Source organism: Gordonia humi (genome assembly GCF_014197435.1).
GTDB lineage: Bacteria > Actinomycetota > Actinomycetes > Mycobacteriales > Mycobacteriaceae > Gordonia > Gordonia humi.
In genome coordinates this window covers 3,493,913-3,515,995 of the sequence record NZ_JACIFP010000001.1, presented here as the reverse complement: position 1 = coordinate 3,515,995, position 22,083 = coordinate 3,493,913, and the positions used below count along the sequence as shown (strand labels likewise).

Sequence of the window (22,083 nt, the reverse complement as noted above, 5' to 3'; positions counted from 1 at the left end):
CGCGTGCCCGCGGCACTGCAGGCGTCCGAGTTCACCGGACTGATGAGCGACGGCCCCCGCCAGGGCGGATACGGGCCGTCCACGTCGAAGCCGTGGTCGTCGAAGCCGTACCACCATCCGGCCGCGGCTTGGGGCGCCGCGCGGTCGGTCGCGAAGGTGCTCATCAAGGAACGCGAACTGTTCAAGGGGTCGACGGCGATGCTGACGATGAACCACCCGGTGCGCGGTTTCGACTGCCCGGGCTGTGCGTGGCCCGACGACAACCACGGCGTGAAGCTCGACATCTGCGAGAACGGCATCAAGCACGTCACGTGGGAGATGACTCCCAAGCGCGTCGACCGTGAGTTCTTCGCCGCGCACACGGTGACCGAGTTGGCGGAGTGGAACGATTACGACCTCGAGGATCAGGGACGGCTCACCGAGCCGATGAGTTATGACGCGGCGACCGACCGATACGTGCCGATCGGCTGGGACGACGCGTACACGATGGTCGGCGAGGCGCTACGCGCACTCGACAGTCCCCATGCGGCGGCGTTCTACACCTCGGGGCGTCTGTCGAACGAGGCGACGTTCATGTACCAGTTGTGGGCGCGCGAGTTCGGCACCAACAACGTCCCGGACTGCTCGAACATGTGTCACGAGGCGTCGGGTCGGGCGTTGAAGGCGTCGATCGCGACCGGCAAGGGAACGGTGTCGCTCGACGACTGGGACGCGTGCACCGCGCTGTTCGTCCTCGGGGTGAACGCGGCGTCGAACGCGCCGCGCATGCTGACCTCGCTCGCGCACGCGGTCAAACGCGGCGCGCAGGTGGTGCACATCAATCCGATGACCGAGGCGGCGGCGACCCGCACGATCGTGCCGCACGAGATCGGTCAGATGGCGACGTTCCGGGCGTCGGACACCAGCACGATGAACGTGCAGGTGCGTCCGGGCGGTGATCTGGCGCTGATCCGCGGTGTGGCCAAAGCGGTGTTCGAGGCCGAGGACGCGAATCCGGGTGGCGGGGCGCTCGATCACGAGTTCCTCGCTCGGTTCACCGACGGGTTCGACGAATACCGCGCGCTGGTCGACGCGGCGACGTGGGACGAGTTGTCGGTGCAGGCGGGGGTGAGCGAGGAGCAGATCCGCGCCGTCGCGCAGGTGTATCTGGACTCGCCGCGCAGCATCATCGCGTGGTGCCTGGGAGTGACCCAGCACGAGCACGGCGTCGACACGGTCCGCGAGTTCTCGAATCTGCTGTTGTTGCGCGGCAACATCGGCCGTGAGGGCGCCGGGCCGTCGCCGATCCGCGGTCATTCGAATGTGCAGGGCAATCGCACGTGCGGCATCGACCACAACCCGAGTGAGAGCTTCCTCGCCGCGCTCGACGCCGAGTGCGGCATCGTCAGTCCGCGTACACCGGGTCTGGACACGGTCGCGACGATCGAGGGGATGAACGACGGCTCGGTGAAGGTGTTCGTGGCGTTGGGCGGCAACTTCGTGCTGGCCGCGCCGGACACCAAGTACACGGCGCGGGGATTGCGCAACTGCGAGTTGACGGTGCAGGTCAGCACCAAGCTGAATCGCAGTCACCTCGTGCACGGGCGCAGGGCGCTGATCCTGCCGTGTCTGGGTCGCACCGAGCGCGACGAGCAGGCGTCGGGGGTGCAGGGTGTGTCCGCGGAGGACGCGATGAGCAACGTCCAGTTGTCGATGGGCAAGAAGAAGCCCGCCTCGCCGCATCTGCGATCGGAACTGGCGATTCTCGGCGGTATGGCGCGGGCGACGCTGCCCGACAGCGCGACGCCGTGGGAGGAGTACGTCGCCGACTACGATCTGGTCCGCGATTCGATGTCGCGGGTGCTGCCGGGGTTCGAGGGCTTCAACGAGTTGGTGCGGCAGCCGATGGGATTCCGGATTCCGCAGCCCGCGCGTGAGCGGATCTTCCTGACTCCGAGCGGTAGGGCGGAGTTCTCGCATGCGCCGGTGCCCAACGCGATCCCGGATGACGCCGACGTGCTGGTGTTGCAGACGATGCGGTCGCACGATCAGTGGAACACCACGATCTATTCGGCAGACGACCGGTACCGCGGTATCAAGAACCTGCGCGAGCTGGTGTTCATGAACGCCGACGACATGCGTGCGCGGGGTCTGAGCGAGGGATCGTTCGTGGACGTCACGTCGACCTCGCGGGACGGTTCGACGCGCACGCTCACGCGGTACCGGGCGATCACCTACGACCTGCCCGTGGGTGCGGCCGCCGGGTACATGCCGGAGATGAACGCGCTCGTCGGTGCGGCCGATTACAGCACGCAGAGCGATCAACCCCTGATGAAGAACATCCAGGTCCGGATCGCCGCTGCCCAGTAGGGGCCGTGCAGTAGGGGGCGTCCAGTAGGGCGCGTCACCCCGGTTCCCGGTCGGTACGGCGTTCGGCACCGACCGGGAACCCGGAGTCCGATCAGGCGTCGCCGGTCAGCCACGCCCGTGCGGCGCAGACGAGTGCGCCGACGCCCATCGTGATGGTCGGCTCGATGACCGGTGCGTATTCGGGGGAGTGGTTCGACGGGATCTCGCCGAGGACCTGCATGAGGTCGGCGGGAGGCGCGAACAACTGGGGGTCGGCGCCGCCGAGGAACCAGTACACCGACGGCACACCGGCTTCGGCTCCCAGGATCCCGAAGTCCTCCGACCCGGTGCCCGGCGGTACCTCCATCACCCGGCCCGCGAACGACTCGCCGAACGCCTCGACGACCCGTCGCAAGGCCGCGTCGTCGTTGACCGTCGGCGGCGAGTGGTACATCGTGGTGATCTCGGGTTCGCGATCGGCGCCCGCCGCGGCGGCCTCACCTCGCACGATGCGTTCGATCGCGTCGAGGACCTTGGCGCGGGTCGGCTCGTCGTAGGTTCGGACGGAGAGACCGAGTGTCGCCGAGTCGGGGATGATGTTGTTCTTGGTGCCCGCCTCCATGGTCCCGACGGTCACCACCGCGCGATCGGTCGCCGGGATCTCGCGAGCCACGATCGTCTGCAGCCGCAGCACGACGGCGGCGGCCATCACCACCGGATCGACGGTGGTCTCCGGCCGTGAACCGTGTCCGCCGCGACCGTGGAGCGTGATCCGCAGGGCGTCGCTGGCGGCGAGGGTCGCGCCCGGATGGTAGAACAGCATGCCCGCCGGCCCCGGTGCGACGTGCTGGCCGAGGACGACGTCCGGTCGCGGTACGCGGTCGAGCAGCGCGTCGGCGACCATGGCGCGCGCCCCGGACAGGTTCTCCTCGGCGGGCTGGACCACCGCGACCACCGTCCCGGACCAGTCCGCGGTCGAACCGGCGAGTTCGCGCATCGCGCCGATCAGCGCTGTGACGTGCATGTCGTGGCCGCACGCGTGCATCACCGGGGTGCTCTCACCGTTCTCGGCGGTGGCGACCACCTCGCTGGCGTAGTCCAGTCCGGTCTCCTCCTTGACCGGTAGAGCGTCCATGTCCGCGCGCAGCCAGACGACGGGGCCGTCGCCGTTGGCGAGCACACCGGCCACGCCGTGACCGCCGATGTGCTCGATCACCTCGCAGCCGGTGTCCGCGAGCTGCGTCGCGACGACGCCCGCGGTGCGCTCTTCGAAGCCGGATAGTTCCGGGTGGCGGTGCAGATCGATGTAGAGGTCTCGGAGTTCGGTCATCAGGAGAGACTTTCTGTGAGTTGCGGACGGTCAGTAGACGACGAGCTGGAGACCCAGACCGGCGGCGACGGCGATGATCACCGAGCAGATCATCGGAACGAAGAACGAGCTGTTGATCAGGAACGAGCCCTGCTTGGTGGAACCCGTCTTGTCTGTCAGGATGCACGCCTGACCGAGTCCGCCCATCGACGCCAGCAGATTGTTGCCGCTCGCGGCGCCGAGCATGCCCGCCATCGGACCCACGCCCAGCCCCGCGGTCATCGCGACCGGTACCAGGATGCTCAGCGACGCCACCTGACTCTGAATGAGTGAGGCGAGCAGGAACAGGATCACCGCGAACAGCATCACCGAGACGCCGATCGTGCTGTTGACGAACGACGACACCGCGTCCATGTGGTCGTTGAGGATGGTGCCGGCGAGCACCGGCACGGCCAACAGCAGCAGTGCGGCGATCAGGCCGGTGCCGATGATCGGCTCGGACATCACCGCGGGAGTCTTGATCTTGCAGACCACCATGATGATCCCGGCGGCGGCGAACATGATGATCGGGATCATGAACGACATCGACACGGTGTTGTCCAGGAGCGAACCGTCGTCCTGCGGCACGGAGTACGTGGGGCGCAGCGACGAGAAGAAGCCGAGCACCACTCCGGTCACGACACCGGCGAGGAAGACGTACGCGCTGATCGCCGCGCGCGGTCGCAGAGGCGGCAGATCGGCGTCGTCGCCGACCGGTTGCGGCGGCTCGATCTCGCCCGCGGCCAGACGCCGCTGATACTCGGGATCGTCGTCGAGATCCTTGCCGTAGCGCGACATGATCAGCGAGGTGCCGACCGTGGCGACGAGTGAGGCGGGGACGGTCACCATCAGCGTCTTGGCGAGGGTGTTGCCGTCGGATTCGGTCATGTTCACGAAGACGTAGGTGACCGCGGCGACCGGACTGGCCATCAAGGCGAGCTGGCAGACCGCGTTGGCGGTGGCCAGGATGCGCGCCGGACGGATCTTCGCCGAATAGGAGACGTCGTACATGATCGGAATCAGTGCGAAGGTGATGTTCCCGGTGCCCGACATGACGGTGAACAGCCACACGAACAGCGGTCCGACGACCGGGATCGCGCCGGGATGCCTGCGCATCGCGCGGCCGGCCAGACGCACCAGGAAGTCCATGCCGCCGGCCGCCGTCAGGGCCGCCGTCGCGCTGATCACCGACAGGATGATGAAGATCGCCGACAGCGGCGGGGACCCCGGTTGCATGCGCAGGACCTCGACCAGGATGAACACCGACACCCCGGAGGTGCCGATCAACGCCATCGGACCGTAGCGCGCCCCCATGCCGAGGGGGATCAGGAACAGGACGATCTGAACGATGACCCGGACGGCCTCCATCGCGACGGTCTCCTCGGCTCGGTGAATGCTGGGATTCGTCGCATTCGAGATGGATCAATGAGTACATCGCCGGGACGCTGCGAGCGGTCCGCTGGCACAGAACGGGGCCGTCTCGACTCAGAGTTGCAGGTCGGTCGACACGTCGATCGCGACCGGCCTCTCGTAGACTCTCACCCATGTGCAACCCCGGCCGTCCGGCACCGATGATCGCCCCGTCCATTCTCTCCGCAGACTTCGCGAACTTGGCGTCCGAAGTGGCGGCCGTCGGCCCGTCCGACGTCGACCCCGGCGTCGACTGGGTGCACGTGGACGTCATGGACAATCACTTCGTCCCGAACCTGACACTCGGCATGCCCGTGGTGGAGAGCCTGCTCAAAGCGACCGACATCCCGCTCGACTGCCACCTGATGATCGACGATCCGGCCCGGTGGGCGCCGCCGTACGCCGAGGCGGGCGTCTACAACGTGACCTTCCACGCCGAGGCCTCCGATGATCCGTCCGCCGTCGCGCGCGACATCCGGGCCGCGGGCGGCAAGGCTGGGCTCGCGATCAAACCGGACACCGCGCTGGAGCCGTATCTGGAGATCCTGCGTGACTTCGACACACTCCTGGTGATGAGCGTCGAACCCGGATTCGGCGGCCAGAAGTTCAGGCCGGAGGTGCTCGACAAGGTCCGGACCATCCGCTCGATCATCGATCGCGGAGACCTGCGGCTGCTCGTCGAGATCGACGGAGGCATCGCCGACTCGACGATCGAGCAGGCGGCCGAGGCCGGCGTCGACTGCTTCGTCGCCGGTTCGGCGGTCTACGGCGGCGATGATCCCGCCGAGCGGGTGGCCGAGCTGCGTCGCAAGGCCACCGCGGTCCGCGCGAACGCCTGACGACCGTGATCGAGACAGCCATGCGGCGGGCGATCGCCGCGTCGGCCGCGGCGCGCGGTGCGAGTTCGCCCAACCCGGCCGTCGGCGCGGTGATCCTCGACCGCGACGGCGTGGTGATCGGCGTGGGACACACGCAGCCGCCGGGCGGCCCTCACGCGGAGGTCATGGCGTTGCGCGCGGCGGGCGACGGCGCACTGGGCGGCACCGCGGTCGTCACCCTGGAGCCCTGCAATCACACGGGACGCACCGGACCGTGCGCCGAGGCACTCGTCGACGCGGGAGTCGCGGCCGTCCACTACGCGGTGGCCGATCCGAATCCGGCGGCCGCCGGGGGAGCGGCGACGCTCCGCGACGCGGGGGTCGAGGTGGTCGGCGGCGTCCTCGAAGCCCAGGCGCGACGAGGACCGCTGCGGGCGTGGCTGCACCGGCAACGGCACGGCCGTCCGTTCGTGACGGCGAAGATCGCGGCGACACTCGACGGGCGGATCGCCGCACCCGACGGCACGAGCCGGTGGATCACCGGCCCGCGGGCCCGCGAGCATGCGCACACGCAGCGGGCCGCGGTGGACGCGATGGTGATCGGGACCGGGACGGCGCTCGCCGACGATCCGTCGCTGACGGCCCGTCGTCCGGACGGCACGCTGTATCCGCATCAGCCGAGGCGAGTCGTGATGGGGCTCAGACAGATACCGGCCGATGCGAGGCTGCGCGACGGGACGTCGCCGTTCGTCCACGTCACGACGCACGATCCGCACGAGGTCCTCGCCGCCCTGCCCGACGCGTTGCAGGTGATCGTCGAAGGCGGACCGATGATCGTCGGTGCGTTCCTCGCCGCTGACCTGGTCGACGAGGTGCACGCCTACCTCGCGCCGACGATCCTCGGAGCGGGTGCGGCGGCCGTCGACGATGCGACGGTCACGACGTTGACCCGGGCGCACCGGTTTCGGCGCGAGTCCGTGACGGAGTTGGGCGACGACCTGCTGGTGACGTTCGGGCGGGCGACGGACTGAGGCGGTCTCGCGGGGCGGCTACTTCTTCTGCCGACGCCCGACGAACCAGCCGACCACGAAGCCGACCAGCACGGTGACGGTCAACGTGAGCCACAGCGGGGAGTTGATGTCGACCCACAGGATCGTCAGGGGCGCCCGGTTCGTGTTGGTCAAGATGAAGACGATCGCGACGATGACGAGGACGATCGGCAGCCAGTACTGTTTGACGAACGTTCCGGCGTCGCGCGTGGTCTGCGACTGTCCGGTCGACGGACCTTTCCGGGGGGACGGGGCGGACGCGTTCGTCGACATCGGGAGTCTCCAATTCGAGTGGATCCGCGCACGGGAGTTTTGCGCGGTGTGCGTCTATCTAACACCGCAGGCCGCGCCGGGTGTGCACGACGCGCATGATCTGTGCCGTGATACCTTCGAATGGTAGTTCTCGGGGCGGGGTGAAAGTCCCCACCGGCGGTGATGGCCTCTGACGGGGCCGAGCCCGCGAGCGCTCGCGCCACTGGGCGCGAGGACAGCAGATTCCGGTGTGATTCCGGAGCCGACGGTCATAGTCCGGATACGAGAGAACGGCAGTGCGGTACGGTGCCGCAGACTGTCTGTCCCGAGCGCTCGCGTGCAAAGGAGAGACGGTGTTCACCGGAATCGTTGAGGAGCGGGGCGAGATCGTGGCCCGCGACGACCTCGCAGAAGCCGCTCGTTTCCGCATTCGCGGCCCATTGGTGACCAGCGACGCCTCGTTCGGCGACTCGATCGCCGTGAACGGGGTGTGCCTGACCGTCGTCGAATTCGGCGACGGCGAGTTCACCGTGGACGTCATGGCCGAGACCCTCGATCGGAGTTCGCTGACGGGGCTGGGTGCGGGTGCGGCGGTCAACCTCGAACGCGCGATGGCGGCGGGCGGTCGTTTCGGCGGTCACATCGTGCAGGGACACGTCGACGGGGTCGGCACGATCGTGTCGGTGTCGCCGAGCGAGAACTGGACCGTCGTGCGAGTCGCGGTGCCGGCGGATCTGGCCAGGTACGTCGTCGAGAAGGGGTCGATCACCATCGACGGGATCTCGTTGACCGTCTCGGCGATCGGGACGGCCGGGGAATACGGGGACTGGCTCGAGGTGTCGTTGATTCCGACGACTCTGGCCGAGACGACCCTGGGCGCCGCGGTCGAGGGCGCGCGGGTGAATCTGGAAGTCGATGTGATCGCGAAGTACGTCGAGCGCCTGACCGGCGCCGGCTCGAACGAAGGACGGGCGTGATGAGCGACGAGAAGCAGGCTCCGGTGGTGTTGGACTCGGTCGAGCGGGCGATCGCCGACATCGCGGCGGGAAAGGCCGTCGTCGTGGTCGACGACGAGGACCGCGAGAACGAGGGCGATCTGATCTTCGCCGCGGAGAAGGCCACTCCGGCACTGGTGGCGTTCATGGTCCGTTACACCTCGGGGTACCTGTGCGTGCCGCTCGAAGGCGCCGACTGCGACCGCCTGGGACTGCCGCCGATGTACTCCCAGAATCAGGACAAGCACGGCACCGCCTACACGGTGACGGTCGACGCCCGGGAGGGTGTGACGACCGGTATCAGCGCCGTCGACCGCGCGACGACGATGCGTCTGCTGGCCGACCCGAACGCCCAGGCGCACGAATTGACCCGGCCCGGACACGTGGTGCCGTTGCGTGCGAAGGAAGGCGGAGTGTTGCGGCGTCCCGGGCACACCGAGGCCGCCGTCGACCTCGCCAAACTCGCGGGGCTGCGTCCGGCTGGCGCGATCTGCGAGATCGTCTCGCAGAAAGAGGACGGGTCGATGGCCCAGTCCGCCGAACTGCGAGTCTTCGCCGACGAGCACGATCTGGCGATGATCTCGATCGCCGATCTGATCGCGTGGCGTCGCCGCAACGAGAAGCACGTCGAGCGGGTGGCCGACGCGCGGATCCCGACCACGCACGGCACGTTCCGAGCGGTCGGCTACTCGAGTCCGTACGACGACGCCGAGCACGTCGCACTGGTGATGGGCGACCTGTCGGAGAACAACGGCGAGGACGTCTTGGTCCGAGTCCATTCGGAGTGTCTGACCGGCGACGTGTTCGGATCGCTGCGCTGCGACTGCGGCCCTCAGCTGGACGCGGCGATGGAGATGGTCGCGGCCGAGGGACGCGGGGTGGTGCTGTACATGCGCGGGCACGAGGGCCGCGGCATCGGTCTGATGCACAAGCTCCAGGCCTATCAGCTCCAGGACGCGGGCGCGGACACCGTCGATGCGAATCTCGAGCTCGGGTTGCCCGCCGACGCGCGTGACTACGGCCTCGGCGCGCAGATCCTGGTGGATCTGGGCATCACGTCGATGCGTCTGCTGACGAACAACCCGGCCAAGCGTGTCGGGTTGGACGGTTACGGTCTGCAGATCGTCGACCGAGTGCCGATGCCGCTGCGAGCCAACGCCGAGAATCTGCGGTACCTGCGGACCAAACGCGACCGGATGGGGCATCTGCTCGACGGTCTCGACGACATCGACGACCAGAGCGTCGTCTCCGGAAAGGGTGAAGGCGCATGAGCGGCAACGGGGAACCCGTCCTCGAACTCGGCGACGCCGGCGGTCTGACGGTCGCCATCGCCGCCTCGCAGTGGCATGAGAAGATCTGCACCGCGCTACTCGACGGCGCGGTGAACGCCGCCCGCCAGGCCGGTGTGGTCGATCCGACGATCATCCGGGTCGCGGGGGCCATCGAGCTGCCGGTGATCGTGCAGGCACTGGCCCGCACCCACGACGTGGTCGTCGCGCTGGGCGTGGTCATCAAGGGTGGCACACCGCATTTCGAGTACGTGTGCGACGCGGTGACCGCCGGACTGACGCGGGTCTCGCTCGACGAGTCGACACCGGTCGGCAACGGGGTGTTGACCACGCTCACCGAGCAGCAGGCCCTCGACCGTGCGGGGCTGCCGGGCTCCGACGAGGACAAGGGCGCTCAGGCGATGAACGCGGCGATCGCGTCGGCGTTGACCCTGCGGAAGTTGGCGTGAACCCCGCCGACGGCCCGAACTGGTCGATGCCCGCGGAGTCGGCGCTGGAGTGGGATCTGGTCTACACACCGCGCTGGCTGCGTCGAGCCTGCTACTGGGCCGCGGGCGTGGTCATCGCCATCCATCTGATCTTCGGACTGCTGCTGGGCATCTCGTACACGGGGGTCGGCGTCGGCTGGTCGGACAAGGTCGGTCTCATCGCCGTCGGCGTCATCATCGCGTGCGTCTGTCTGCTGCCCACGCGTGCCCGACTCCGCGTCGGCCCGTCCGGCGTCGGAGTCCGCAATCTGGTCTCCGAGCGAGTGTTTCCGTGGACCGAGGTGCAGGGCCTGGAGTACCCGGAGAAGGGGTACTGGGCCCAACTCCTGCTCCCGTACGACGAGCATGTTCCGGTGATGGCCGTCGGAGCCCGCGACGGCGAGCGCGCCGTCGAGGCGATGACCGCCTTCCGCGATCTGCAGGGGCGGTACGCCCCGCACGAATAGGCGTGCAGACCCATCCGCGGCCGCCGGCGACGTTCGCGGCAGTCCCGACGGCCGCCGATGTCGTCGGGTGCCGCGAATGCGTCGGCGACGACGCGAGTCGGCGGCCGCCGGACACCTGACTAACGTAGAGAGCATGGCTGACCCGTCGACCTACCGCCCGGCTCCGGGGGCGATCCCCACCGATCCGGGCGTCTACAAGTTCCGTGACGTCCATCGGCGCGTGATCTACGTCGGGAAGGCGAAGAACCTCCGGTCCCGGTTGACGTCGTACTTCGCCGACATCACCGGCCTGCATCCGCGGACCCGACAGATGGTGACCACGGCGGCGTCGGTCGAATGGACCGTCGTCGGCACCGAGGTCGAGGCGCTGCAGCTCGAATACAACTGGATCAAGGAGTTCGATCCGCGGTTCAACGTCCGATACCGGGACGACAAGACCTATCCGATGCTCGCCGTCACGTTGAACGAGAAGTATCCGCGCGTGTTCGTCTACCGCGGTGCGCGCAAGCCCGGCGTGCGGTACTTCGGTCCGTACTCGCACGCGTGGGCGATCCGCGAGACCGTCGACCTGCTGACCCGCGTGTTCCCGATCCGCACCTGTTCGACCGGCGTGTTCCGGCGCAACGAGCAGATGGGACGCCCCTGCCTGCTCGGGTACATCGACAAGTGCTCGGCGCCGTGCGTCGGCCGGGTCGACGCCGACGAGCACCGCGCCATCGTCGACGACTTCTGCGACTTCCTGGCCGGGCGGACAGACGGACTCATCCGCCGCATGGAGCGTGAGATGACCGACGCCGCGGAGGAGCTCGACTTCGAGAAGGCCGCCCGACTGCGCGACGACGTGTCCGCGCTCAAACGCGCGATGGAGAAGCAGGCCGTCGTTCTGGGCGACGGCACCGACGCCGACGTGATCGCCATGGTCGGTGACGAACTCGAATCGTCGGTCAAGATCTTCCACGTCCGAGACGGGCGCGTGCGCGGCGAACGCGGCTGGGTGGTCGAGGTGCAGGAGAACGCGACGCTCGCCGAACAGGTCGAGGCGTTCCTCACGCAGTTCTACGGCGCCGAGTCGGAGATGAGCTCGGGCATCCCCCGGGAGGTGCTGGTACCGGTGCTGCCCGACGATCGAGTACAGATGCAGGAGTGGCTCACGCAGCGGCGCGGGGCGCGAGTGGACGTGCGTGTCCCGCAGCGCGGCGACAAGCGGAACCTCATGACGACCGTCGAACGCAACGCCACCGACGCACTCGCCCGGCACAAACTGCAGCGCGCGGGTGACCTCACCACCCGCTCGGCGGCCCTCACCGAACTCCAGGAGTACCTCGGACTCGACGTCGCGCCGCTGCGCATCGAGTGCATCGACATCTCGCACGTGCAGGGCACCGACGTCGTCGCCTCCCTCGTCGTGTTCGAGGACGGTCTGGCGCGCAAATCCGACTACCGCCACTACAGCATCAAGGAGGCCGCGGGCGACGGACACTCCGACGACGTCGCCTCGATCGCCGAGGTGACCCGTCGTCGATTCCTCCGGCATCGAGGGGGCGAGGCGACACCGCCGCCCGTCGACGGCGGCGGATCGGAGACCGAGACCGAGAAGAAGGCGCGTAGATTCGCCTACCCGCCCAACCTGTTCGTGGTCGACGGCGGTGCTCCGCAGGTCCACGCGGCGGCGACCGTCCTGGACGAGCTCGGGGTGACCGACGTCGCGCTCATCGGACTCGCGAAACGGCTCGAAGAGGTGTGGGTCCCGGGAGATGATGAACCGGTGATCCTGCCGCGCAACAGCGAAGCCCTCTTCCTGCTGCAGCGCGTCCGCGACGAGGCGCACCGCTTCGCGATCACCTTCCACCGCAGCAAGCGCAGCAAACGGATGACCGCGTCGGCCCTCGACGGGATCCCCGGGCTCGGCGCCAGCAGGCGGACCGCGCTGGTGACGCACTTCGGCTCGGTCGCCAATCTGACCAAGGCGACGGTCGACGAGATCGCCGAGGTCCCCGGCATCGGACGCACCACCGCGCAGGCGGTCCGCGATGCGCTCGACCCGGCGGTGGGGGAGACTGCTTCGGAGGGCGACAGTGCGACGGATTCGACGATCGAGCAGGAGGCAGTCAGTGGCTGACAACGACGGGCTGGCGACGGTGCTGTTCGTGACGGGGATGTCCGGCGCGGGCCGGACCTCGGTGGCGAACGTCCTCGAGGACGACGGCTGGTACGTCACCGACAACGTCCCGGTGTCGGTGATCGCCCAGGTCATCGACAAGGTGCGCAGCGAGGGCGTGCAGGGACAGAAGATCGCCATGGTCGTGCGTGCGGGCGACGCGTCGTTCGGCGACTCGATCGCCGCCCTGCGTGACGAACTCGAGGCGGCGGGCACCCGGACCGGCATCGTCTTCGTCGACGCGTCCGACGAAGTGCTGGTCCGACGATTCGAACAGGTCCGTCGACGACATCCGCTGCAGGGCGACGGCACGCTCGGCGAGGGCATCGCCGCCGAACGCGAACTCCTGGCCGACGTGCAGGCGTCGGCGTCCACGGTGATCGACACCTCGAACCTGAGCTCCACCCGTCTGCGGGCGATCGTGGAGAGCACCTTCCCGAACGTCGGCGGCAGCGCGCTGTCGGTGGCGGTGCAGTCGTTCGGTTTCAAGTACGGTCTGCCGATCGACTGCGATCTGGTGGTCGACGTCCGGTTCCTGCCGAATCCGTACTGGATTCCCGAGTTGCGCGAGCACAACGGTCGGGAGGCGCCGGTCCGCGACTACGTCCTCGGACAGGACGACGCACTCGACTTCCTCGACCGTTACGTCGCCCTGGTCGACATCGTCGCCCGCGGCTATCGGCGCGAGGGCAAGGGGTACATGACGATCGGTGTCGGGTGCACGGGCGGTAAGCATCGCAGTGTCGCCATGTCGGAAGAACTCGCCTGGCGTCTGTCCGAGACCGTCGGCGACGACGGCGAACCCGCGTATCGAGTGCAGGTGACGCACCGCGATCTGGGGCGCGAATGAGTCTGCGGGCCGTCGCGCTCGGCGGCGGACACGGACTGTTCAACACCCTCACCGCGCTGCGGTATCTGACCCCGGACGTCACGGCCGTGGTGACCGTCGCCGACGACGGCGGATCGTCGGGACGCCTGCGCAACGAACTCGGCGGTGTCCCGCCCGGCGACCTGCGGATGGCGTTGGCCGCGCTCATGGCCGCACCGGCGGCCGTCGCCGACCTGGAGAAGACCGATCCGAAGGCCGCGCTCGCCCACAAGCGCTGGTCGCGGATCCTGCAGCATCGTCTTGGCGGCTACGGTGCGCTGGCCGGACATCCGGTCGGCAACCTGATGCTGGCCGGAGTCGAGGAGCTGACCGGCGACATCGTCGAAGCACTCGACGCGATGGTCGACCTGTTCGGCATCTCCGGACGGGTGCTGCCGATGGCCGTGGAGCCGTTGATCATCGAAGCCGACGTGACCGGTCTGGAGTCCGATCCGCGGATGAGCCGGGTGATCCGCGGACAGGTCGCCGTCGCGACCACCCCCGGCAAGGTGCGACGCGTCCGGGTGCTTCCGGTGGCACCCGATTCGTGCCGGGAGGCGGTCGAGGCGATCGGTGCCGCGGACGTGGTCACCCTGGGTCCGGGGTCATGGTTCTCCAGCGTGATTCCACACGTCCTGGTGCCGGGCCAGCTCGACGCGCTGCGCCGGACGGCCGCGCGCAAGGTGTTGTTCGTCAATCTGGCCAACGAGCCGGGGGAGACCACCGGTTTCTCGGTCGAGCGGCATCTGCACGTACTGCACGCGCATGCCGACACGTTCGGCGTCGACGACGTGATCGTCGACGCCGCGTCGGTTCCCGCGGGGGCCGAACGCGACCATCTCGAACGTGCCGCGGCGGCTTTCGGTGCGCGACTGGTGGTGGCCGATCTCGCCGTTCCGGGTACCCACGAGCATGATCCTCGCAAAGCGGCGGAGACGATGGCTCGTCTGTTGAGCTGATCCGATGACCGGTAATGTGACTGTGATTGCACCGTCGTGGACGGCCCGTGTCACCGGGCCGCGGGCTGGTGTCGGACGGGGGAGTTTCACGATGTTTACAGGAGGGTGCGACCAGTGGCGATGACCGGGGCGGTCAAAGACGAGTTGAGCAGACTCGCGGTGACGCAGCTCAGCTGCCGCAAGGCGGAGGTGTCCGCGCTGCTGCGATTCGCGGGCGATCTCCACATCCAGAACGGTCGGGTGATCGTCGAGGCCGAGGTCGACCTGGGCAATGTGGCCCGGCGTCTCCGATACGAGATCCACGACTTGTTCGGATACGCCTCCGACGTGCACGTTCTGCGGTCGGGCGGTGCACGCAAGAGCGCGCGCTACATTCTGCGCGTCACCAAGGACGGGGAGGGGCTCGCGCGCCAGACGGGTTTGCTGGACATGCGCGGCCGTCCGGTGCGGGGACTGCCCGCCCAGGTCGTCGGCGGCAGTCTCGGCGACGCCGAAGCCGCGTGGCGGGGTGCGTTCCTGGCGCACGGATCGCTCACCGAGCCCGGGCGCTCGTCGGCGCTGGAGGTCAGCTGCCCCGGACCGGAGGCGGCGCTCGCACTGGTCGGTGCGGCTCGTCGTCTCGGAGTCACCGCCAAGGCGCGCGACGTCCGCGGCGCGGACCGGGTGGTGATCCGCGACGGCGAGGCGATCGGTGCGCTGCTGACCAGGATGGGCGCGCACGACACGAGGCTCGTGTGGGAGGAGCGTCGGATGCGACGCGAGGTGCGCGCCACCGCGAATCGTCTCGCGAACTTCGACGACGCGAACCTGCGGCGGTCCGCGCGCGCCGCCGTGGCCGCGGCCGCCCGCGTCGAACGTGCCCTGGAGATCCTGGGCGACGAGGTGCCCGACCACCTGGTGGCCGCGGGCTCCCTGCGCGTCCAGCACCGTCAGGCCTCACTCGAGGAACTCGGCCAGCTGGCCGATCCGCCGATGACCAAGGACGCGGTCGCCGGCCGCATCCGCCGACTGCTCTCGATGGCCGACAAGAAGGCTCGGGCCGAGGGGCTTCCCGACACCGAGTCCGCGGTCACCGCCGACCTCATGGACGACGCGTGATACCCCGTTCCGGCGTGGGAGTCATCACACCCGAGACCACCCCGTGACCTCGGGTTGGTCGACCACTAGGCTGGAAGCCAACGGGTCGCGTTCGAAGCCGCGGCTCTTCATTCACCGCTAAGGAGCTCAACAGTGACTGTTCGCGTAGGCGTCAACGGCTTCGGCCGCATCGGCCGTAACTTCTTCCGCGCGGTGGACGCGCAGAAGGCGCTGGGAACCACCGACATCGAGATCGTCGCGGTCAACGACCTGACCGACAACGCGACCCTCGCGCACCTCCTCAAGTACGACTCGATCCTCGGCCGCCTGCCGCACGACGTCTCGCTCGAGGGCGATGACACCATCGTCGTCGGTGACCAGAAGGTCAAGGCGCTCTCGCACCGCGGTCCGCTGTCCGAGCTGCCCTGGGGCGAGCTGGGCGTCGACGTCGTCGTCGAGTCGACCGGCATCTTCACCGACGCGGAGAAGGCGAAGGGCCACCTCGAGGCCGGCGCCAAGAAGGTCATCATCTCCGCGCCCGCCAAGGGCGAGGACATCACCATCGTGATGGGCGTCAACGACGACAAGTACGACGGCAGCCAGACCATCATCTCGAACGCCTCGTGCACCACGAACTGCCTCGGCCCGATCGCGAAGGTCCTCGACGACGAGTTCGGCATCGTCAAGGGTCTGATGACCACCGTCCACGCCTACACCCAGGACCAGAACCTGCAGGACGGCCCGCACAGCGATCTGCGTCGCGCCCGCGCCGCGGCCCTGAACGTCGTCCCGACCGGCACCGGCGCCGCCAAGGCCATCGGCCTCGTGCTCCCGCAGCTGCTCGGCAAGCTCGACGGCTACGCCCTGCGCGTGCCGATCCCCACCGGCTCGGTCACCGACCTCACCGCCAACCTGGCCAAGCCTGCCACCGCGGAGGAGATCAACGCAGCCATGAAGAAGGCGGCCGACGGCCCGCTCAAGGGCATTCTGAAGTACACCGAGGACCCCATCGTGTCGAGTGACATCGTCACCGATCCGCACTCGTCGATCTTCGACGCCGGGCTGACCAAGGTGATCGACGACCAGGTCAAGATCGTCTCCTGGTACGACAACGAGTGGGGCTACTCGAACCGTCTCGCCGACCTCATCGGCCTCGTCGCGAAGTCGCTGTAGGCATGGCGGTACGTACCCTCACCGACCTCCTCGCCGAGGGCGTCGAAGGCCGTGGAGTGCTCGTGCGGTCGGATCTGAACGTGCCGCTCGACGGCGGCACGATCACCGATGCGGGCCGTATCGTCGCATCGGCGCCGACGATCACGAAACTCGTCGAGGCCGGCGCGAAGGTCATCGTGACCGCGCACCTGGGCCGCCCCGGAGGCGAGCCGGATCCCGCGCTGTCGCTCGCACCGGTCGCCGCACGACTGGGGCAGGAGCTGGGCCGCAACGTCCAGCTCGCGGGCGACGTCGTCGGCAGTGATGCGCTCGCCCGCGCCGAAGGACTCACCGACGGTGACGTCCTCCTGCTCGAGAACATCCGCTTCGATCCGCGCGAGACCAGCAAGGACGACGTCGAGCGGGCCCAGCTCGCCGCGGCGCTCGTCGAGCTGGTCGGCGACGACGGCGCCTTCGTCTCCGACGGCTTCGGCGTCGTGCACCGCAAGCAGGCGTCGGTCTACGACGTCGCCAAGGTGCTCCCGGCCTACGCGGGCGACCTGGTCGCCACCGAGGTCGACGTGCTGGCGAAGATCGCGGGAACCCCGGAACAGCCGTACGCGGTGGTGCTGGGCGGGTCCAAGGTCTCCGACAAGCTCGCCGTCATCGAGGCCCTCGCCCCCAAGGTCGACACCCTGGTGATCGGCGGCGGAATGGCGTTCACGTTCATCAAGGCGCAGGGCGCCGAGGTGGGCTCGTCGCTGCTGCAGGAAGACATGATCGACACCTGCAAGGATCTGCTCGAGCGCTTCGGCGACGTGATCCACCTGCCGCACGACGTGGTCGTGGCCGACGCGTTCGCCGCGGACGCCGACGCACGGGTGGTCAAGACCGCCGACGGATTCACCGAGGGCATGGGGCTGGACATCGGCCCGGGCACCGTGGAGCGTTTCGCCGCGGTGCTGACCGGTGCGAAGACCATCTTCTGGAACGGTCCGTCCGGCGTCTTCGAGTTCGAGAAGTTCGCGGCGGGCACCCGCGGGGTCGCCGAAGCCATCGCGCAGGCGACCGCCGACGGTGCGTTCTCGGTGGTCGGCGGCGGCGACTCGGCGGCGGCGGTGCGTGCGCTCGGCCTGGCCGATGAGGCGTTCTCGCACATCTCCACCGGCGGCGGCGCGTCGCTGGAGTACCTGGAGGGCAAGGAGCTCCCGGGTCTGTCGGTTCTGGAGGTGACCGCCTGATGGCTGCCACGAACGGGTCCGCCGGCTCGGCTTCCGGCGCTCGCAAGCCGCTGATCGCAGGCAACTGGAAGTGCAATCTGAACCACCTCGAGGCGATCGCCCTGGTGCAGAAGATCTCGTTCGCGCTTCCGGAGAAGTACTTCGAGAAGGTCGACGTGACGGTGATCCCGCCGTTCACCGACATCCGCAGCGTCCAGACCATCGTCGACGGCGACAAGCTGGGGCTCACCTACGGTGCGCAGGACGTCTCCGAGCACGACTCGGGCGCCTACACCGGCGAGATCTCCGGGGCTTTCCTGGCCAAGCTCGGCTGCACGTTCGCCGTCGTCGGCCACTCCGAGCGGCGCACGCTGCACGGAGAGTCGAACGAGACCGTGCTGGCCAAGACGAAGGCCGCCCTCAAGCACGATCTGACGCCGATCGTGTGCATCGGCGAGGGACTCGAGGTCCGCGAGGCCGGTGAGCACGTCGCGTACAACGTCGAGCAGATCAAGGCCTCGCTGGCCGGACTGTCGGCGGACGACGTCGCGAAGGTCGTCGTCGCCTACGAGCCCGTCTGGGCCATCGGCACCGGTCGCGTGGCCAGTGCCGCCGACGCGCAGGAGGTGTGCGCGGCCGTCCGCGGCGCGCTCGCCGAACTCGCCGACGAGGCCACCGCCGGTGCGGTCCGCGTGCTGTACGGCGGCAGCGTCAACGCCAAGAACGTGGGCGAGATCGTCGGACAGAACGACGTCGACGGCGCTCTCGTCGGCGGCGCGTCGCTCAAAGCCGACGAGTTCGCTCAGCTCTCGGCGTTCGCCGCGGGCGGGCCGTTGCTCTGATCCACCGCCCCATCGCGTAGACTGTGGCAGGTTGCTCCTCGGGAGCGACCTGCCACAGACTTTTTCCCGGCGCCCCGGGCCCGACCAGGGATGCGCTCCGACAGACTGACAGGACCATCGACTCGTGACTCTCGCGCTCGACATCGGCTTGATCATCACCAGCCTCCTGCTGATCGTGCTGGTTCTGCTTCACCGCGCCAAGGGCGGCGGTCTCTCGTCACTGTTCGGCGGTGGCGTCCAGTCGAGCCTCTCCGGCTCCTCCGTGGTCGAGAAGAACCTCGACCGCCTCACTGTCTTCATCGGCCTGCTCTGGCTCATCCTGATCATCGGCGTCGGCCTGAACATCAAGTACGGCGCGTAACCCCGCTCGGAGACACCCCGTGCGCCCGGCGATCTCCTGATCCGCCGCGGCAGAACCCGATGTTTCAACCGGCCGACGCGCCCGCGCACCGGCCGACGCGCGGTCCGGCGGCTTCGGTCGCATCCGCCGAGTACCTTGGACGCCATGGCATCCGGTATGAACTCCGAATCCGTCCGCCGCGCGATCGCCACCCCCATGGTCGATCGGATCGCCGTCGAGGACTCCGGCAGAGCGGCAACCGAACCCCTCCGCGACGACATCCGCTATCTCGGCGGACTGCTCGGCGACGTGATCCGCAGTCAGGCGGGCGACGAGGTCTTCGATCTCGTCGAGAACTCCCGAGTGGACGCCTTCGGCATCCGCTATGCGGACGTCACGCGTGATGAGCTCGCGGGGCGCTACGACGGCCGGGCCGTCGGCGAACTCATGCCGGTGATCCGCGCGTTCACCAGTTTCGCGCTGCTGGCGAACCTCGCGGAGGACCTCCATCGGGAACGACGACGCCGCATCCACGTCCTCGCGGGCGACCCGCCGCAGGACTCGTCGCTCGGTGCGACATTCGCGCGATTGGCGGACGCGGGTCTGTCGGACGCCCAGGTGGGCGCCGAGCTGAGCGGGGCGCACGTCGTCCCGGTCATCACCGCGCACCCGACCGAGACCCGGCGGCGCAGCATCTTCGACGCCCAGAACCGCATCACCGAACTGATGCGCCTGCGCGGTCGCACCGAGCTGACGGCCGACGAGGACGCTCGGATCACCCGGGACATCTCGCGACAGATCCTCATGCTGTGGCAGACCGCGCTGATCCGCATGCGTCGCCTGACGATCAGCGACGAGATCACCACCGGCCTCCGCTACTACGGCGCATCGTTCTTCGAGGTGATCCCGTCGCTCAACACCGATGTGCGCACGGCACTCGCCGAGGTGTTCCCGACGGCGGGGACGGCGGACCTGTCGATCATCGCGATGGGCTCGTGGATCGGCGGCGACCGTGACGGCAACCCGTTCGTGAACGGCGAGGTGGTCACCGAGGCGACGACCGCGGCGGCGGCGACCGTGATGCGCCACCACCTCGACGAACTCGCCGAACTGCATCAGGAGCTGGCGATGTCGGTGCGGTTGGTCCGCGGCGTGACCGATGAGTTGTCAACGCTCGGAGCGGGGTTCGCACCCGAGTATCCCGACGGCGTCGACGACGAACCGTTCCGGTCGGCCGTCACCGCGGTCCGCTCCCGGCTGCTCGCCCGCGCGCAGGCGACGTTGGGGGCGGACTTCATCGCGCCGGCCGACCGCGAGCTCGCCGCGGCCTCGGAGGCGTACGAGAGCGCGGCGCAGTTCCTCGCCGACCTCGACGTGATCGACGCGGCGCTGCGGGCCGTCGTCGACGACGCGATCGCCGACGACCGGCTCGCCGCTCTGCGGGAATCGGCGCGCACCTTCGGATTCCACCTCTCCGGCCTGGACATGCGACAGAACTCGGATACGCACGAGGAGGTGGTCGCCGAACTCCTCGCCTGGGCCGGGGCATGCGACGACTACGCCTCGCTCGACGAGGACGAGAAGGTCGCGGTGCTGTCCGCAGAGCTGACGTCGCGCCGCCCCCTGACGAGTCCGGAGGCGGTGCTCTCGGAGCTCGCGACCAAGGAGCTCGGGGTGGTGTACGCGGCAGCGGCGGCCGTCGAACGGTTCGGTCCGCGCGCGGTGCCGAACTACGTCATCAGCATGTGCCGGTCCGTCTCGGACATGCTCGAGGCCCTGGTGCTGCTCAAGGAGGCCGGCCTGTACTACGTGCGGAACGGCGTTCCCACGTCCAGCGTGCGCGTGGTCCCGCTGTTCGAGACGATCGAGGACCTCCAGGCGGGCGCCGCGATCCTCACCGACGCTCTGGCACTGGACTTCTACAGAGGCCTCGTCCGGTGGCAGGACGACGTCCAGGAGGTGATGCTGGGCTACTCCGACTCGAACAAGGACGGCGGCTACTTCGCCGCGAACTGGGCGCTCTATCGGGCCGAACTCGATCTCGTCGAGGCCGCGCGGTCGGCCGGTATCCGACTGCGGCTGTTCCACGGCCGGGGCGGCACCGTCGGTCGCGGCGGCGGTCCCAGCTACGACGCGATCCTCGCGCAGCCGCCCGGTGCGGTGCAGGGATCGCTGCGGCTCACCGAACAGGGCGAGATCATCGCGGCCAAGTACGCCGAGCCGGTGAGCGCGCGCCGCAACCTCGAGTCCCTGGTCGCGGCGACCATCGAGTCGTCGTTGCTCGACGTCGAAGGACTCGGTGACGAGTCGGCTCAGGCCTACGAGGTGTTCGACGAACTGGCGGCGGGCGCGCGGCGCGCGTACTCGCGCCTGGTGCACGACACACCGGGATTCGTCGAGTACTTCACGTCGTCGACACCGCTGTCGGAGATCGGAGCGCTGAACATCGGCAGCCGACCGACCTCGCGGAAGCAGACGACGGCGATCTCCGATCTGCGCGCGATCCCGTGGGTGCTGTCGTGGACGCAGTGTCGCGTGATGCTCCCGGGCTGGTACGGCACCGGCAGCGCCTTCGACGAGTGGGCCGGCGACGATCCGGACCGTATCGCGCTGCTCGCCGACTACTACCGGCGCTGGCCGTTCTTCCGGTCCGTCATGTCGAACATGGCGCAGGTTCTCGCGAAGAGCGACATGGGATTGGCGTACCGGTACGCGCAACTGGTGCCCGACGAGGATCTGCGCGAGCGGGTGTTCTCGATGATCGTCGACGAGCACGAGAAGACCATCGCGTGGTGTGCGAAGATCACCGGCAGCGACGATCTCCTCGCCGACAATGACGCCCTCAAGCGGTCGGTGGTCAACCGCTTCCCGTACCTGGAACCGCTCAACCTCCTTCAGGTGGAACTCCTGGAGCGCTTCCGCGCGGGCGACGACTCACCGCAGATCCGTCGCGGCATCCAGCTGACGATGAACGGTCTCGCGACGGCGTTGCGCAACAGCGGATAGCGCGCGGTCACCACCGCGGGCCGAGCGGGCCGTCCCGG

General features: G+C 68.6%; 19 protein-coding genes and 1 riboswitch. Of the genes, 16 read left to right on the top strand and 3 right to left on the bottom strand.

The genetic code is table 11. The annotated features are described in order from the left end of the window. Positions 1–42 precede the first annotated feature (42 nt). Positions 43–2,349 (top strand): FdhF/YdeP family oxidoreductase, encoded by a 2,307-nt coding sequence (locus tag BKA16_RS16140; protein WP_183373122.1) that lies wholly within the window; start codon positions 43–45, stop codon positions 2,347–2,349. A gap of 91 nt (positions 2,350–2,440) precedes the next feature. On the opposite strand, the gene BKA16_RS16135 is transcribed toward BKA16_RS16140, so the two are convergent. Both BKA16_RS16135 and BKA16_RS16130 read right to left on the bottom strand, forming a co-directional pair. Continuing rightward, positions 2,441–3,658, bottom strand: a complete 1,218-nt coding sequence (locus BKA16_RS16135) for an amidohydrolase (protein ID WP_183371642.1) — start codon at positions 3,656–3,658, stop codon at positions 2,441–2,443. A 30-nt stretch (positions 3,659–3,688) separates the two neighbouring features. Next, positions 3,689–5,044, bottom strand: coding sequence for an anaerobic C4-dicarboxylate transporter family protein (locus BKA16_RS16130; RefSeq protein ID WP_183371641.1), 1,356 nt, complete (start codon positions 5,042–5,044; stop codon positions 3,689–3,691). Between the two features lie 176 nt (positions 5,045–5,220). Between BKA16_RS16130 and rpe the strand changes: the two genes are divergently transcribed. Continuing rightward, positions 5,221–5,925, top strand: coding sequence for a ribulose-phosphate 3-epimerase (rpe, locus tag BKA16_RS16125; protein WP_183371640.1), 705 nt, complete (start codon positions 5,221–5,223; stop codon positions 5,923–5,925). Between the two features lie 20 nt (positions 5,926–5,945). Further along, positions 5,946–6,935: a bifunctional diaminohydroxyphosphoribosylaminopyrimidine deaminase/5-amino-6-(5-phosphoribosylamino)uracil reductase RibD gene (gene ribD, locus BKA16_RS16120; protein ID WP_183373121.1), complete on the top strand. Its 990-nt coding sequence runs from the start codon at positions 5,946–5,948 to the stop codon at positions 6,933–6,935. A gap of 18 nt (positions 6,936–6,953) precedes the next feature. On the opposite strand, the gene BKA16_RS16115 is transcribed toward ribD, so the two are convergent. Beyond that, positions 6,954–7,226: a LapA family protein gene (locus BKA16_RS16115; protein WP_183371639.1), complete on the bottom strand. Its 273-nt coding sequence runs from the start codon at positions 7,224–7,226 to the stop codon at positions 6,954–6,956. 122 nt (positions 7,227–7,348) lie between these two features. Further along, positions 7,349–7,501: riboswitch (FMN riboswitch) on the top strand. A 57-nt stretch (positions 7,502–7,558) separates the two neighbouring features. On the opposite strand from BKA16_RS16115, the gene BKA16_RS16110 reads away from it, so the two are divergent. The 13 genes from BKA16_RS16110 (at position 7,559) to ppc (ending at position 22,045) form a co-directional block, all read left to right on the top strand. After that, positions 7,559–8,182 (top strand): riboflavin synthase, encoded by a 624-nt coding sequence (locus BKA16_RS16110; protein ID WP_183371638.1) that lies wholly within the window; start codon positions 7,559–7,561, stop codon positions 8,180–8,182. Continuing rightward, on the top strand, positions 8,182–9,471 hold the full coding sequence (locus BKA16_RS16105) for a bifunctional 3,4-dihydroxy-2-butanone-4-phosphate synthase/GTP cyclohydrolase II (RefSeq protein ID WP_221246878.1): 1,290 nt from the start codon (positions 8,182–8,184) through the stop codon (positions 9,469–9,471). The genes BKA16_RS16110 and BKA16_RS16105 overlap by 1 nt, the downstream gene beginning before the upstream one ends. Beyond that, on the top strand, positions 9,468–9,938 hold the full coding sequence (gene ribH, locus BKA16_RS16100; protein ID WP_183371637.1) for a 6,7-dimethyl-8-ribityllumazine synthase: 471 nt from the start codon (positions 9,468–9,470) through the stop codon (positions 9,936–9,938). The genes BKA16_RS16105 and ribH overlap by 4 nt, the downstream gene beginning before the upstream one ends. Next, entirely contained in the window at positions 9,935–10,423 is a 489-nt protein-coding gene (locus BKA16_RS16095; RefSeq protein ID WP_343067466.1) for a PH domain-containing protein, read from the top strand. The genes ribH and BKA16_RS16095 overlap by 4 nt, the downstream gene beginning before the upstream one ends. 133 nt (positions 10,424–10,556) lie before the next feature. Further along, a complete protein-coding gene (uvrC, locus tag BKA16_RS16090; protein WP_183371636.1) occupies positions 10,557–12,542 on the top strand; it encodes an excinuclease ABC subunit UvrC in 1,986 nt (661 codons plus the stop codon). Continuing rightward, a complete protein-coding gene (gene rapZ, locus BKA16_RS16085) occupies positions 12,535–13,431 on the top strand; it encodes an RNase adapter RapZ (protein WP_343067465.1) in 897 nt (298 codons plus the stop codon). Before uvrC ends, rapZ begins: the two co-directional genes overlap by 8 nt. After that, positions 13,428–14,408: a gluconeogenesis factor YvcK family protein gene (locus tag BKA16_RS16080; protein ID WP_183371634.1), complete on the top strand. Its 981-nt coding sequence runs from the start codon at positions 13,428–13,430 to the stop codon at positions 14,406–14,408. The genes rapZ and BKA16_RS16080 overlap by 4 nt, the downstream gene beginning before the upstream one ends. A 120-nt stretch (positions 14,409–14,528) precedes the next feature. Beyond that, a complete protein-coding gene (gene whiA, locus BKA16_RS16075) occupies positions 14,529–15,506 on the top strand; it encodes a DNA-binding protein WhiA (protein WP_183373118.1) in 978 nt (325 codons plus the stop codon). Between the two features lie 132 nt (positions 15,507–15,638). Then, positions 15,639–16,658: a type I glyceraldehyde-3-phosphate dehydrogenase gene (gene gap / locus BKA16_RS16070; protein WP_183371633.1), complete on the top strand. Its 1,020-nt coding sequence runs from the start codon at positions 15,639–15,641 to the stop codon at positions 16,656–16,658. A gap of 2 nt (positions 16,659–16,660) precedes the next feature. Further along, positions 16,661–17,878, top strand: coding sequence for a phosphoglycerate kinase (locus tag BKA16_RS16065; RefSeq protein ID WP_183371632.1), 1,218 nt, complete (start codon positions 16,661–16,663; stop codon positions 17,876–17,878). Next, positions 17,878–18,699 carry a triose-phosphate isomerase gene (tpiA, locus tag BKA16_RS16060; protein WP_183371631.1) on the top strand — a complete coding sequence of 274 codons (822 nt, stop codon included), beginning with the start codon at positions 17,878–17,880 and terminating at the stop codon, positions 18,697–18,699. The genes BKA16_RS16065 and tpiA overlap by 1 nt, the downstream gene beginning before the upstream one ends. Positions 18,700–18,823: 124 nt before the next feature. Beyond that, positions 18,824–19,060, top strand: coding sequence for a preprotein translocase subunit SecG (secG, locus tag BKA16_RS16055; RefSeq protein WP_183371630.1), 237 nt, complete (start codon positions 18,824–18,826; stop codon positions 19,058–19,060). A gap of 144 nt (positions 19,061–19,204) precedes the next feature. Further along, complete coding sequence (ppc, locus tag BKA16_RS16050) at positions 19,205–22,045, top strand: phosphoenolpyruvate carboxylase (RefSeq protein ID WP_183371629.1); 2,841 nt, start codon at positions 19,205–19,207, stop codon at positions 22,043–22,045. The last annotated feature ends 38 nt before the right edge of the window (positions 22,046–22,083 follow it).